Annotated in this window: 11 protein-coding genes; 6 read left to right on the top strand and 5 right to left on the bottom strand. The window is 67.1% G+C overall.

Annotation, left to right across the window (positions count from 1 at the left end):
- Positions 1-24 precede the first annotated feature (24 nt).
- Genes maiA through hmgA form a run of 3 tightly spaced genes read right to left on the bottom strand, consistent with a single transcriptional unit; the run spans position 25 to position 3,271 of the window.
- Complete coding sequence (maiA, locus tag ACN9MX_RS16745) at positions 25-669, bottom strand: maleylacetoacetate isomerase (protein WP_363829650.1); 645 nt, start codon at positions 667-669, stop codon at positions 25-27.
- Complete coding sequence (gene fahA, locus ACN9MX_RS16740) at positions 666-1,967, bottom strand: fumarylacetoacetase (protein WP_363829649.1); 1,302 nt, start codon at positions 1,965-1,967, stop codon at positions 666-668. Before fahA ends, maiA begins: the two co-directional genes overlap by 4 nt.
- Positions 1,964-3,271 carry a homogentisate 1,2-dioxygenase gene (gene hmgA, locus ACN9MX_RS16735; protein WP_363830432.1) on the bottom strand — a complete coding sequence of 436 codons (1,308 nt, stop codon included), beginning with the start codon at positions 3,269-3,271 and terminating at the stop codon, positions 1,964-1,966. The genes fahA and hmgA overlap by 4 nt, the downstream gene beginning before the upstream one ends.
- A 158-nt stretch (positions 3,272-3,429) precedes the next feature.
- On the opposite strand from hmgA, the gene ACN9MX_RS16730 reads away from it, so the two are divergent.
- Complete coding sequence (locus tag ACN9MX_RS16730) at positions 3,430-3,879, top strand: MarR family winged helix-turn-helix transcriptional regulator (RefSeq protein ID WP_363829647.1); 450 nt, start codon at positions 3,430-3,432, stop codon at positions 3,877-3,879.
- 22 nt (positions 3,880-3,901) lie between these two features.
- On the opposite strand, the gene ACN9MX_RS16725 is transcribed toward ACN9MX_RS16730, so the two are convergent.
- Positions 3,902-4,798, bottom strand: coding sequence for a LysR family transcriptional regulator (locus tag ACN9MX_RS16725; protein ID WP_363829645.1), 897 nt, complete (start codon positions 4,796-4,798; stop codon positions 3,902-3,904).
- A gap of 98 nt (positions 4,799-4,896) precedes the next feature.
- On the opposite strand from ACN9MX_RS16725, the gene ACN9MX_RS16720 reads away from it, so the two are divergent.
- The 5 genes from ACN9MX_RS16720 (at position 4,897) to ACN9MX_RS16700 (ending at position 12,232) form a co-directional block, all read left to right on the top strand.
- Entirely contained in the window at positions 4,897-5,505 is a 609-nt protein-coding gene (locus ACN9MX_RS16720) for a TetR/AcrR family transcriptional regulator (protein ID WP_363829643.1), read from the top strand.
- 347 nt (positions 5,506-5,852) lie between these two features.
- Positions 5,853-6,221, top strand: coding sequence for a hypothetical protein (locus tag ACN9MX_RS16715; RefSeq protein WP_363755816.1), 369 nt, complete (start codon positions 5,853-5,855; stop codon positions 6,219-6,221).
- 40 nt (positions 6,222-6,261) lie between these two features.
- Positions 6,262-7,512 carry an efflux RND transporter periplasmic adaptor subunit gene (locus tag ACN9MX_RS16710; RefSeq protein WP_363737393.1) on the top strand — a complete coding sequence of 417 codons (1,251 nt, stop codon included), beginning with the start codon at positions 6,262-6,264 and terminating at the stop codon, positions 7,510-7,512.
- 104 nt (positions 7,513-7,616) lie between these two features.
- The gene (locus ACN9MX_RS16705; RefSeq protein ID WP_363829641.1) at positions 7,617-10,814 is read left to right on the top strand and encodes an efflux RND transporter permease subunit; all 3,198 of its coding nucleotides are present in this window, start codon (positions 7,617-7,619) and stop codon (positions 10,812-10,814) included.
- A gap of 11 nt (positions 10,815-10,825) precedes the next feature.
- Positions 10,826-12,232, top strand: coding sequence for a TolC family protein (locus ACN9MX_RS16700; RefSeq protein WP_363829638.1), 1,407 nt, complete (start codon positions 10,826-10,828; stop codon positions 12,230-12,232).
- A gap of 25 nt (positions 12,233-12,257) precedes the next feature.
- Here ACN9MX_RS16700 and ACN9MX_RS16695 read toward each other — a convergent pair whose 3' ends face one another.
- On the bottom strand, positions 12,258-14,045 hold the full coding sequence (locus ACN9MX_RS16695) for a glycoside hydrolase family 127 protein (RefSeq protein WP_363830430.1): 1,788 nt from the start codon (positions 14,043-14,045) through the stop codon (positions 12,258-12,260).
- Positions 14,046-14,343: the final 298 nt, after the last annotated feature.

Here is a 14,343-nt window from a genome sequence, read left to right as displayed (position 1 = left end):
TCTATCAAACTCCTGGAAGGGTGCTCATGGATCGGCATCGGGCTGGACCGAGGGATGGGCGGCCGCGAACGGGGCTAAGGCCCGCGCCTTCTCTCCTGCCGCGACGAGCGCGGGAAAGGGCGACAGGTCGACCTTGAACCGCTCCGCCGAATAGAGCTGCGGCACCAGATAGCAGTCCGCCAGTCCCGGCCGGTCGCCAAATGCGAAACCCCGGCCGTGGCGCGCCACCCATATTTCCAGCGCGGCGAAACCCTCGGTAATCCAGCGGGCCATCCACCTGTCGATCGCGCCCTGATCCCCGCCGAGATCGGCCTTGAGGGCCTTCAGCACGCGCAGATTGTTGAGGGGATGGATGTCGCAGCCGATCAGCGCCGCCATGGAGCGCACGATCGCCCGCTGGTCCCGGTCGGACGGCAGCAGGGGCGGCCGGGGCCAGCGTTCCTCGATCCATTCCAATATCGCCGGGCTCTGCGCGAGGATGAGGCCGTCCGCCTCGATCACCGGGACCAGCCCCTGGGGCGACAGCGCCTGATAGCCCGCATCCCGCTGGGCGCCGACGCGCAGGTCATGGGCCACCTGGTCATAGGCCAGGGCCTTCAGGTTGAGCGCGATCCGCACGCGATAGGCGGCGCTGGACCGCCAATAGCCATGGAGCGTCAGCGCGCTCATCGCGCAGGCCCGACCAGGGCGCGGCATTCGCCAAAGCCGATGGATATATGGCCCGGCGCCCGCGCCACCGCGGTCAGCGCCAGTTCGTCGCCATCCTCCAGGAAGGCGCGTTCCTCGCCGGTCGGCAGGGTGATCCGCACCTTGCCGCCTTCGGTCAGTTCCATGAGGCTACCATAGCTGTCCGGGGTCGGGCCGGAGAGCGTGCCCGTGCCCAGCAGGTCGCCGGGATTGAGATTGCAGCCGTTGGAGGCGTGGTGGGCGACGATCTGCTGCGCGGTCCAGTACATCCACGAGGCAGGCCCGCGCGAAAGGCGCATCGGCGCCATGCCGGCCGCCCGCATCCTTGCGCTCGACAGATGGACCTCCAGGTCGAGGGCCAGCGCGCCGCCGGCCTGATCGGCTTCGTCCCACAAATAGGGCAAGGGCCGGGGATCGCCCTGCGGCCGGGGAGGCTGGGCGATGCGGAAGGGGGCCATCGCCTCCGCCGTCACCACCCAGGGGGAGATGGTCGAGTGGAAATTCTTGGCAAGGAACGGGCCCAGCGGCACATATTCCCAGGCCTGGAAGTCGCGCGCCGACCAGTCGTTGAGCAGGCAGAAGCCGGCAATATGGTCCGCCGCCTCGGCGATCGGCACGGTTTCGCCCAGCGCATTCCCGGCGCCGATCCAGATGCCCAGTTCCAGTTCATAGTCCAGCCTTTGGCTGGGTCCGACGACGGGCACTTCGGCATCGGGGGCCTTGCGCTGGCCCTGGGGGCGGATCACCGGCACGCCGGACGGGCGGATGGAGGATGCCCGTCCATGATAGCCGATCGGCACATATTTATAATTGGGCAGCAAGGGATTGTCGGGACGGAACAGCCTGCCGATATTGGTCGCGTGGTGAATGCCGACATAGAAATCGGTATAGTCGCCGATCGCGGCGGGCAGATGCAGCGCGCAATCCGTCGCCCGGTGCAGCAGGGGTTCGACCGCCTGCCGCTGTTCCTCATCGCTGAAAAGCGCGCTCAACCAGCGACGCAGCGCCAGCCGGTCCGCCGCCGGGAGCGCCATCAGGGCGTTGAGGGTGGTTCCGCCCAGCACGGCGGCGGCCGAGGCGGGAAGCAGGCCCGCCTCCGCAGCGACACGCAGGTCGAATATCCGGTCCCCTATCGCGACGCCCGCCCGCGCTTCCCCGCCGGGGGGCGAGAAAATGCCGTAGGGCAGGTTCTGCACCGGGAAGTCGGTATGGCCATTGGCCCCCTCCACCCAGCTCGACCGGGCAGGGTCATGGGTTTCATCGATCTGCGGAAAGCTCATGCCCCCTCCTCTTCTGTCGAACCATCCCCCTGCGGCAGTTGCGCCTTGGCAAAGCCAGACCAGCAATCGTCATAATCCAGTTGACCGAGGGGCGTTTCCATCGCGAAACGGGTCGGGCGGAAAGGGAAGCGGCTTTCGAACATGAAGGCCATGGTGTCGCTGATCCGGTGCGGCTTCAACTGCGCGGCGAGCGCGCCTTCATAGCTGGCCCTGTCCGGGCCATGCCCGGCCATGCAATTGTGCAGCGAGGCGCCGCCGGGCGCGAAACCGCCCGCCTTCGCATCATAGGCGCCGTGGACCAGCCCCATGAACTCGCTCATCACATTGCGGTGAAACCATGGCGGGCGGAATGTATCCTCTGCCACCATCCAGCGCGGCGGGAAGATCACGAAGTCGCAATTGGCGGTTCCGGCGCGATCGCTGGGGGAGGTCAGCACGGTGAAGATCGACGGATCGGGATGGTCGTAGCTGACCGTGTTCATCGTGTTGAACCGCCGCAGATCGTAGCGGCAGGGGGCGAGATTGCCGTGCCAGGCCACCACGTCGAAGGGAGAATGGTCCTGCGTCGTGACCCACAGGCTTCCGCCGTATTTCTGGACGATTTCATGAGGGGTATCGTCATCCTCATAGCAGGCGACGGGCGTTTCGAAATCGCGGGCATTGGCAAGGCCGTTGGCGCCGATCGGGCCGAGATCGGGCAGGCGGAACAAGGCCCCGTAATTTTCGCAGACATAGCCGCGCGCCGTCCCGTCGGGCAGGTCCACGCTGAACCGGACGCCACGGGGGATCAGCGCGACCTGTTCCGGCGCGACCTCCATCACGCCCAATTCGGTGGTGAGGCGCAGCCTGCCCTGCTGCGGCACGATCAGCATTTCGCCGTCGGCATTGGTGAAGGCGCGCTTTTCCATCGGGCGGTTGGCGGCGTAGAGATGGACGGCCAGCCCCTCGCCCGCCGCCGGATCACCCGCGCCGCAATAGCTGACCAGCCCGTCGAGGAAATCGACCGGATGTCCGGGCAGCGGCATCGGATCCCAGCGCAGGCGGTTGGGCGTGGGCGGCACTTCATCGAAGGGGCCGCTGCGCAGCAGCGTATCGCGGGCATAGGGCCGATAGGGCGGATGGTTGGCCGCCGGCCGCAGGCGGTAGAGCCAGCTTCGCCGGTTCTCGCCGCGCGGGGCGGTGAAGGCGGTGCCCGAAAATTGCTCGGTAAAAAGGCCATAGGGCGCATGTTGCGGCGAGTTGCGGCCCACCGGCAGCGCGCCGGGCACGGCCTCCGTCGCGAAATGATTGCCGAAGCCGGGCATCATGCCTGTCATGCCGGCGGCGTCCTGCCCGGCGTTCCGTGCCATCCCATCCTGCCTCACTTGACCGAACTCCTGGCCGATTCCCCGGCCGCTATCTGGTATCAATTGTTACCATCATAGCGCTTTGCCAGGGAAGTATCAAATGTTACCAGATGGCAATGACCGGGAAAACGCTGCGCCTTGACGATTTCATCCCCTATCGCCTGTCCTTCACGGCGGCGTTGCTGAGCGACAGCATCGCGCAAAGCTATGAACGGCTGTTCGGCATCAGCATCGCCGAATGGCGTGTCATCGCCTGGGTGGCGGAGCGGGGGACGATCACGCAGCAGCAGATCTGCGCGCAGAGCCGCATGGACAAGGTGACGGTCAGCCGGGCCGCCATCGCGCTCACCGAACGCGGGATTGTCCAGCGCCTGCCCCATGCGCAGGACCGGCGATCGCATCTGCTGGCGCTGACGGAGGAAGGGCAGCGTCTGCATGACGCCATCGCCCCCAAGGCGCTGGAACTGGAAGGCCGGGTTTTTTCGCATTTCAGCGCGGAGGAAGTGGAGACGTTCGTCGCCATGTTGCGGCGGATCGATGCGATCGTGCTGGGTGATGCGGGATGAGGAGCGGAGGGGGAGATGCTCCTTAAATCCCGTCGATCCGCCCCGAAATGTCCCGCGCCACGGCCAGTACCGCCTGGGCTAGCGGCCCCAGCGGCGCACGGTCCGAGACGATCACGCCGATGCGGCTGCCGTCCTCCGCGTCGGGCAGGGCGAAGGTGCGTACCCAGTCCAGCCCGTCCAGCAGCATCGCATGGCTGTCGGGCACGATCGAGCAGAGCCGCCCCTGCCGGACCAGCGCGAACAGGGCGACATAACTGTCCGCCGTCACCACCGGACGCAGCGCGAGGCCCCGCTCGCCCAGGCGCGCGTCCAATATGCGCCGGTTCTGCATGCCCTGGTGCAGCAGGCACAACGGCAGGGCGGCCACATCCTCCCATTCGGGCGGACGCTTTTCATCCAGCACGCCCCGCGCCGCCACGAGCATGTAGCGTTCGACATAAAGCGGGGCGGCCAGCATGTGGGAGGGCGGCTCGAAATCCAGATAGGTGAGGCCCGCATCCAGTTCGAAGGCGGACAGTTCCCGCTCGATCTGGCGCGAGGTCAGCGCACGCACCGAGATGTTGAGGCCGGGATGCCGTTCCAGCAGCGACTCGACCAGCGGGCCGACGGCCGGCATCGCCGCGGGGATCGCGCCCAGCCGCAATTCGCCCTGCAACGGCCCCTTGGCGACGGCGGCCGCCTGCATCAGATTGTCGGTCGCCGCGACAAGCTGCTGCGCCCAGGGGAGGATCGCCCGGCCTTCCTCCGTCAGGCCCGCATAGCGGCGGTTGCGCAGGATCAGCCTTTTGCCCAGTTGCGCCTCCAGCGCGGAAATGCCGGCGGAAAGCGTGGGTTGCGACACATGGCATGCGGCCGCCGCCCGCGCGAAATGCCCCTCCCTCTCCAGAGCCAGGAAATATTGAAGGAGACGGGTCTGCATGCGTTTTACTCGCTGTTTTCCGGCTGATAGGACAAAGTGGCGCGCGGTAGAAGCCGGGTCTGGACGATGGGCGCCATCCGCACTATATACCGCTCGGTATGGAAACACAGACTCAGACAACGAGGGGAAGGCCGAGGGAGTTCGATCCCGAACAGGCGCTTAGCGCTGCGCTCACCGTTTTCTGGCGGCGCGGCTATGAAGGCGCGTCCATGGCCGAGCTGACCGAGGCGATGGGCATCACCAAGCCCAGCCTCTACGCCTGTTTCGGCAACAAGGAGTCGCTGTTCCGCAAGGCGCTCGACCTCTATGAGCGCGACAAGCTGTGCTACATCAGGTCGGCGCTGGATGAACCCACGGCGAAGGGCGTGGTCGAGCGGCTGCTGCGCGGTTCGCTGGCGATCCAGACCGGGGCGACCGATCCGCATGGCTGCCTGGGCGTGATCAGCGCGGTCGCCTGCGCCACCCAGGCCGAGTCGATCCGCGACGAGGTCATTGCGCGGCGCGCCTCATCCGACGCGGCCCTGGTCGCCCGGCTGGAACGGGCGCGCGAGGAAGGCGACTTCCCCGAGACGATCGAGCCGCAGGCGCTGGCCACCTATCTGACCGCCGTGATGCAGGGCATGGCCGTGCATGCCAGCGCCGGAATGTCGCGGGAGCTGCTGGAGCAGCTTGTGGAGACGACCCTGGCCGTCTGGCCAGGCAAGTGACGGAAAAGCAAGCCTTTCGGAATTAGATACCGAAAAATTACCAATCGGTATAAAAGTCCCTTGACCCTGCTGCTGCAGTACATTATATACCATTCAGTATTGAATGGACCTGCCACCGCAAAGGGGTCATAGGATGCGGACATTTCTGAAACTCTGTCGTCGCTGACGACCTGACGCGTGCAGCCCACCGGGGCAGCGCGACCTGACCATCATTTCATCCTTCGACGCGTGGCCCGACGGTCGCGCGGCGGAGAGGTTTTTTCCACGTTCGGCCGGGATGGCTTGCAGCGGACGACGACTTGTCGGCCCGGACATCCCGCCCTTGCGTCCTTTACAGGGGAATTGCCATGGCATTTCTGCAACTTGCCACGCTTGGCGAAGATGGCGGGACGATCGGTGCGGCAGCGGCGCCGAATGCCGGTTTCGCGCCCGTCGAATGGCAGATCATCCAGCTTGCACGGCGGGACGGGCTGGCGTCGCTGCGCGCGCCGAACCGTTGGGACCGGCTGATAAGCTGGATATTCGGAGAGCGGGCCAATCCGCGCCTTGCCAACGGGCGGCTGGAAAGCCTGCGCCGCCTGGCGGTCGACGCCTGGCATCGCGGCTATACGGTGCGCCCGTCCTTCCTGAAGGCGTTTCTCAAGGCTGGCTTCAGCGAAGGCCAGCTTGAGACGCTGCTCGCCAATATCAGCGCGCAAAGACGCGCCGCCTTTTGATCAGGGCGCCTGCCGCCCCAAGGTTCCCGGAGTTGACACTATGAACATGCACAGCCCCATCGACATCGACACCCGGTCGGCAAGCCCCCTTGTCCGCTGGCGAAAGCGTCATGTTTCGCTGGGCGTCATCGCGCTGGCCCTGGTCGGGGGCGTGACGTGGAAGCTGCTCGACAGGCCGGAGGCGCAGGCCGCCGCCACCCCGCTGGTCACCGTGGGCATATCCGCCCCGCTGACCCGCGCGGTGACGCAATGGGACGAATATGTCGGTCGCTTCGCCCCCAGCCAGACGGTGGAGATCCGCCCGCGCGTCTCGGGGTCGGTGACGGCCATTCATTTCAGGGACGGCGACTATGTGAAGGCCGGGCAACTGCTCTTCACCATCGACCAGCGGCCCTTCCTGGCGGCCCTGGCGGAAGCGAAGGCCAGCACCGCCAGCGCCCGCAGCGCGCTGCTGCTGGCGCAGAATGACTATAGCCGCGTCCAGCGCCTGACCGGGGACGAGGCGGTTTCGGCCAGCGAGGTGGATTCGCTGAGGTCCCGCCTGCAGGCGGCGCAGGCCGCGCTGGCGGGCGCGCAGGCACGCGAGCGGCAGCGGGCGCTGGACGTCGAGTTCACGCAGGTCCGCGCGCCGATTTCGGGGCGCGTTTCGGACCGGCGGGTGGATATCGGCAATCTGGTCTCGGCGGGCGAAGGCACCGGCGCGACGCTGCTGACGACGGTCAACAAGCTGGACCCCATCTACTTCAACTTCGACGCGTCGGAGGCGCTGTACCTGAAGTCGCAGCGTGACAAGGGCGCGGGCGGCGCGGTCGAGGTCCGGTTGCAGGACGAAGCCGACTACCGGCACAAGGGCCGGCTCGACTTCACCGACAATGGGCTGGACCCGCGTTCGGGGACGATCCGGGTGCGCGCCGTGTTCGACAATGCGGACATGTTCCTGACGCCGGGGATGTTCGGCAATATGCGGCTGGCCAATGGCGGCAAGGTCAATGCCCTGCTGGTGCCTGACGAGGCCATCCAATCCGATCAGGCGCGCAAGACCGTGCTGGTGGTCGGGCGGGACGACAGCGTCGCGGCCAAGCCGGTGGAACTGGGCCCCGTGGTCGACGGGCTGCGCATCATCCGGTCGGGGCTGACGCCCGGCGACCGGGTCATCGTGTCGAACATCCAGGCAGCCATGCCCGGCGCGAAGGTCGCGACCAGGCCGGTGGTCATCACGGCCAGCCCGGCGCCGGTTGCGCCGACGGATAGCGCCGCGCCGATAGCTGCCCAGGCAACCTTCGCGCGATAGCCCCCGGAACAGCGTGCTCCTGCCTTCGCAGGGGCACCGAGAATATAGCCGATCCGTCCCCCCGGATCGCAAACCCCTTTTCACGCCATCGAGGAATTCGTCCGATGCGCCTCTCCCGTTTCTTCATCGACCGGCCGATCTTCGCCGCCGTGATCGCGGTGGTCATCACCGTGATCGGCGGACTCGCCTTTGTCGGCCTGCCCGTTTCGCAATATCCCGACATCGTGCCGCCCACGGTCACGGTTTCGGCCCAATATCCCGGCGCCTCCGCCGAAACCGTCGCGTCGACCGTTGCCGCGCCGATCGAGCAGGAGATCAACGGCGTCGACGACATGCTTTACCAGAGCAGCCAGTCGACCGGCGACGGCAAGGTCACGATCACCGTCACCTTCAAGGTCGGCACCGACCTGGACGCCGCGCAGGTGCTGGTCCAGAACCGCGTCGCCGTCGCCATTCCGCGCCTGCCGGAAGAGGTGCAGCGGCTGGGCGTCGTCACCCGCAAGACGACGCCGGAATTCCTGATGGTCGTCAACCTGCAGTCGCCCGACGGGACGTTCGACCGCAATTATATCTCCAACTATGCGCTGACGCAGGTGCGCGACCGGCTGGCGCGGCTGGACGGCGTGGGCGATGTGCAGCTTTTCGGATCGCGCGACTATGCCATGCGCATCTGGATCGACCCCGATCGCGCCGCCGCGCTCAACCTGACGGCGGGCGAGATCGTGCAGGCCCTGCGCGCCCAGAATGTGCAGGTGTCCGCCGGGGCCATCGGCCAACCGCCCTATGACGCCGGTTCGCATGGGAGTGAAGCCTTCCAGCTTGGCGTCGAGATGCAGGGCCGCCTGACCGAGCCACAGCAATTTGCCGACATCGTCATCCGCAGCGATGCGGACGGCCGCCAGGTGCGCGTGGGCGACGTCGCCCGCGTCGAGCTGGGCGCGCAGGATTATGGCATCAACACCTATCTGTCGAACAAGCCCACCGTCGTCATCGCGGCGATGCAGCGTCCCGGCTCCAACGCGCTGGACGCGGCGGAGAAGGTGAAGGCGGAGATGGAGCAGCTGTCCAGGCGCTTCCCCAAGGGGCTGGAATACAGCGTCATCTACAATCCGACCGAATTCATCAGCCAGTCCATCGACGCCGTCTATCACACGCTGTTCGAAGCCGTGATCCTGGTCGTCATCGTCATCCTGGTCTTCCTCCAGAACTGGCGCGCCGCGGTCATCCCGATCATCGCCATTCCGGTTTCGCTGATCGGGACGGCGGCGGTCCTGGCCGCCCTGGGCTATTCGCTGAACAACCTCTCCCTGTTCGGGCTGGTGCTGGCCATCGGCATCGTCGTCGACGACGCCATCGTCGTGGTGGAGAATGTGGAGCGCAATATCGAGCGGGGCATGTCGCCGCTGGAGGCCGCCCGCATCTCCATGGACGAGGTCTCGACGGCCCTGATCGCCATCGTCCTCGTCCTGTGCGCGGTGTTCGTGCCCACGCTGTTCATCACCGGCATTTCGGGCGCCTTCTACAAGCAGTTCGCCGTCACCATTTCGACCGCGACGATCATTTCGCTGATCCTGTCGCTGACGCTGTCTCCGGCGGCGGCCGCGCTGCTGCTGAAGTCGAAGCATGACGGACATGACCTGCGCGATGCGCCGCGCTGGCGCCGGCTGGCGGCGCGGGCCGCCGACCGCTTCAATCGCGGCTTCGACCGGCTGAGCGCGGGCTATGGGCGGCTTACCCGCTTCCTCGTCGCGCGGCCCAAGAAGATGCTGCTGACCTATTCGGGGCTGATCGCCGCCACCATCGCCCTGTTCTGGGTGACGCCCGGCGGCTTCATCCCGGCGCAGGACCAGGGCTATTTCCTGGCGGTGGTGCAGCTTCCCTCCGGCGCGTCGCTGGAGCGCACCGACAAGGTGACGCGGGACGTCGCGGCGAGGATCCTGCCCATCAAGGGGCTGCGCGGCGCGGTGATGTTCGCCGGGTTCCACGGGCCGTCCCAGACGCAGGCGCCCAACAGCGCCGCCATCTACTTCCCGTTCAAGACCTTCGCCGAGCGGAAGGCGGAAGGCGTCACCTATGCCGGGATCATGGAGCAGGCGAGCAAGGCAGTCGCCGGTTATGACAAGGCCCGCATCCTGTTGCTGCCGCCGCCGACCATCACCGGCCTGGTGCCGCCGGGCGGTTTCCGCATGATGATCCAGGACCGCGAGGACCATGGCTATGCCGAACTGAACAGGCAGGCGCAGGACTTCATCGCCAAGGCCAACCAGACCCCCGGCCTCAAGATGGTCTACACCCTGTTCGACGTCGGCACGCCCCGCATCTATGCCAATGTGGATCGCCGCAAGGCCGACCTGCTGGGCGTACCGCCGGAACGCGTGTTCGAAGCGATGCAGGTCTATCTGGGTTCGGCCTTCGTCAACGACTTCAACCTGCTGGGCCGCACCTATCGCGTCACGGCGCAGGCCGATGCCGGCCATCGCGACACGGTGGCGGACATCGCCAACCTGAAGACCCGGTCGAACAGCGGGCAGATGGTGCCGATCGGTTCGGTCTCGACCTTCAGGGACAAGACCGGCCCCTATCGCGTGGTCCGCTACAACCTGCTTCCCGCGGTGGAGATCGACGGCGATACGGCGCCCGGCTACAGCAGCGGCCAGTCGCTGACGACGATGGAGAAGCTCGCCTCCACCACCCTTCCCGCCGGTTATGGCAGGGAGTGGACAGGCGTCGCCTATCAGCAGGTGATCGCCGGCAACACCGCCGGGATCGTCTTCGCCATGGCGGTCTTCTTCGTCTTCCTGGTGCTGGCGGCGCAATATGAAAGCCTGACCCTGCCGCTGTCGATCATCCTGATCGTGCCGATGTGCCTGTTCGCGGCCATGCTGGGCGTGAACCTGCGCGGGATGGACAACAACATCCTGACGCAGATCGGGCTGGTCGTGCTGATCGCGCTGGCGGCGAAGAACGCCATCCTGGTGGTCGAGTTCGCAAAGCAGGCCGAGGAGGAACAGGGGCTGTCACCCGTCGACGCCGCGGTGCAGGCCGCCCAGACCCGCCTGCGGCCGATCCTGATGACCAGCTTCGCCTTCATCCTGGGCGCGGTGCCGCTGGTGATCGCGAGCGGGGCCGGCGCGGAACTGCGGCAGGCCTTGGGTACGGCGGTCTTCTTCGGCATGACCGGCGTGACGGCGTTCGGCCTGCTCTTCACCCCCACTTTCTATGTCGTGTGCCGCGCATTGGGCGACCGCTTTTCCCGCAAGGGCAAGGGTCAGGCCCCCGCCGCGCTGCAACCCGCCGAATAAGGAACGGCACGATGATCAAGACTCTCCTCCCCCTCCTGCTGGGCGCGTCCGCCCTGACGGCCTGCGCCGCGGGGCCGGACTACAAGGCCCCGGCAACACCCACCGCCGCTGCGGGCGCGTTCATCGGCGCGACCGGCCCGGCAGTCAGCACGGCGCAGGCCGACGACCATTGGTGGCGGCTCTACAGCGATCCGGTGCTGGACGGGCTGGTGCAGGATGCGCTGAAGGCCAACACCGACATCCGCGTGGCGGTCGCCCGGCTGGAAAAGGCCCGCGCCCAGTTGCGCGGCGCCCGTTCCGACAGATTGCCGCAGACGAGGTTGAGCGGTTCGCCCAGCTATGGCCGGGCGTCGGCCGCGCAGACGCTGCCTGGTGCAGACCGCGAAAACTGGACCATCGATGCGGGGATGAACGTCGCCTATGAGGTCGATCTGTTCGGGCGCGTGAAGCGCAGCATCGAGGCGGCCAGGGGCGACGTCAACGCCGCGTCGGCCGATGCCGACGCCGTGCGCGTGGCGGTGGTCGCCGACACGGTGCGCGCCTATGTCGACGCCACCAGCTCGGCCGAGCGCATCGCCGTGGCGCAGCGCACGGTCGCCCTGCTCGACAACAGCATCCGCATCACCAACGCCCGGTTCGAGGTCGGCCGGTCGGACCGGCTGGACGTGATCCGCGTGACGGCGCTGCGCGACCAGCAGGCGGCGATCATCCCCAGCCTGATCGCGGACCGGGACGGCGCGCTGTTCCGGCTGGCGACGCTGACGGGCCGGGCGCCGCAGCAATTGCCCGCCCCCATCCGCGACCAGGAGAAGACGCCCGACCTCAGCCAGCCCATCCCGGTCGGCGACGGCCGCGCATTGCTGGCCCGCCGGCCGGACGTGCGCGCGGCGGAACAGAGGCTGGCCGCCGATACCGCACGGATCGGCGTGGCGACGGCGGATCTCTATCCGCGCATCACGCTGGGCGGATCGATCGGCACGACGGCCATTGGTGGCGGCGATATTCTGGGCGGCGGCCCCTTTCGCTGGCTACTGGGGCCGCTGATCAACTGGGCCTTTCCCAACCAGGAAGCCAATCGCGCCCGGATCGCGGCGGCCAGGGCCGATGCCGACGGATCGCTGGCGAGCTTTGACGGGACAGTCCTGCAGGCGCTGGAGGAAACGGAAACGGCGCTGTCGGTCTATGCCCATGCGCTGGAGCGCCGCGATACGTTGAAGGCGGCGCGGGAGGCGGCGGACAGGGCCGCGCGCATCAGCCTCGCCCGGCAGCGGGAGGGGCAGATCGACTTTCTGACCGTGCTGGATGCGCAGCGGACGCTGGCGGCGGCGGAAGGCGACCTTGCGGCGGCCAACCGCGCCGTGGCCTTCGCGCAGGTCGACCTGTTCAGGGCATTGGGCGGAGGGTGGACGACAGGCTGACCGTTTGGGACTTGGCGGGGACGCTCTATGCCGGCTCCACCCGCCAATAGGTCGCATAGCGTTCATGCGCGATGCGGTGATAGGGGATGAGCCGGACCGGCGTGCCGTCCTTCGCCGCGATGGTGAATTCCAGCGGGGCTGCGCCGGGCCTGATCTGTTGCGCCAGCGCCTTCGGATCGCCGGCAAGGGTCGGCACGGCGACGGCGCCCCCATTATATTCGCCATATTTGCGTTCGTTGACGATGATGTCGGCGCCCGGGGCCAGGCCCTGCCTGCCAAGCGCGCCCGCCAGGACGATCGGTCCATAGGTGAAGGCGACGATGTCCGGCGCGGCGGGTGTGCTTTCGACCACAGCTTCCATGGCGAGGCGCAGCTCCACCCGGTCGCCGTCCTGCCACAGGCGGTCGACCTCGACATAGCTGCCGGGCGTCGAGGAGCGCAGCACCTCCTGTCCGTTGACCGACACCGTGGCGGTGCGGCTCCAGCGGGGATGGCGCAGGCGCAGCGCGATCTGCGCTGGGGCGCGGAGTTTCCATTGCAGGCTGGTCACGGGTGCGTCGGGGAAGGCGGTGCGCTGGACCAGTTCCGCGCCCTTTTCCCGCCACAGCACCGAGGATGGCAGGAACAGATTGACATAGAGCGCGCGGTCATCGTGAAAATAGATGGAATCCCGGTATTTCACGTGATTTTCCATGCCGGTCCCGGTGCAGCACCAGAAGCTGTCCTCCGGCGTGTGGTAGAGCTTCATATAGCCGGGCCGCGCGCCCTGGAAATAGGTCGTCATGCCGCTGTCCGGATCCTGCGAGGCGAGGATGCCGTTATAGAGCGTGCGTTCATGATAATCGGCGTAATCCGCCTGCGGATCCTGCATGAAGAGCAGCCGCGCCAGTTTCAGCATATTGTGCTGGCAGCAGGTTTCCGATCCCTTGGCCGAGAAGACGTGCCGGTCGAAATCCGCCATGGCGAAGAAATGTTCATTGTCGCCATGGCCGCCCGTCGCGAAGGAGCGGGTGTGGGCGACCGTGCGGAAGAAGAAGGCGGCCGCCCTGGCGTAGCGATCATCGCCGGTTACTTCATAGACGCGCTGGAAGCCGACGACCTTGGGCACATTGGTGTTGGCGTGCATGCCGTCCAGCAGGTCGCGGCCCTCCGCCAGGGGTTCCATCACCGCCTGGTGGGAGAAGCGCCGGGAGAGATGCCGATATTCCTCCCTGCCGGTCATGGCGAAAAGGTCGGCATAGATTTCGTTCATGCCGCCATGTTCGGTGGCCAGCATCGCTTCGAACTGCGCGGCGGAAAGCGGGCGGGTGGCGGCCACGCCCCAGTCGGCCAGCCGGATCAGCACGTCGCGCGCCGCTGCGCTGTCGGCCAGCAGCGCGCCGTCGCGAAGGCCCGCATAGACCTTGTGCAGCGTGTACCAGGGAACGCCGGTGATCCTTTCCCCGCGGATGTGCGCAGCCACCAGCGCCGGGCCGTCGGGAAAGGCACAGACCAGCCCCGATCCCGCCGCCTTCTGACAGGCCGCCAGTTCGCCCGCTATATAGTCGACGCGCTGCCTGAAGCGCCGGTCCTTCGTGGAGCGATAGGCAAGCGCGCAGGCGGAAAGATAATGGCCCAGCGTGTGGCCGTGGCAGTTTATGTCAGCCCAGGTCGGTTCCGATTCCCATCCGCCATAGACCGGCGCCTTTGGCTTCAGCCCCGCATTGGCGCGGAAATTATGCAGCATCCGGTCGGGCTGGAGCCGCAGCAGATAGGCCTCCGTCATGCGCTGGGCGTGGAGGAACGGCCCCTCCCCCAGGGTCACGTCCGCCATGTCGAAGGCTTTGAGCCGGGGCGGCCGCGCCACGCTGTCCGCCGCACCCGCCTGCGCCGCGAAGGATGGCTGCACGCCGCCGAAGCCGGCGGCGATCGCGGCCGCACCCGCGCCGCCGAGCAGCCCCCGACGCGTGGGTTGGATGCTGGGCAGTTGGTGGGACACGCGCTTCTCTCCTGGCCGGGCATGGGTCGCCATGCCGCTGCCGAGAATTGGTATCGTTATACTCATACAAAATGCAAGGCCGATGATCGGCTGGTTGTTGACGACGGCGCCGACCGGACCAGCCGTCGCAGCG

The organism is Sphingobium sp. R-21 (assembly GCF_049913335.1).
Classification (GTDB): Bacteria; Pseudomonadota; Alphaproteobacteria; order Sphingomonadales; family Sphingomonadaceae; genus Sphingobium.
The sequence above is the reverse complement of the archived record's forward strand: the minus strand, read 5'-3'. Positions and strand labels throughout refer to the sequence as shown.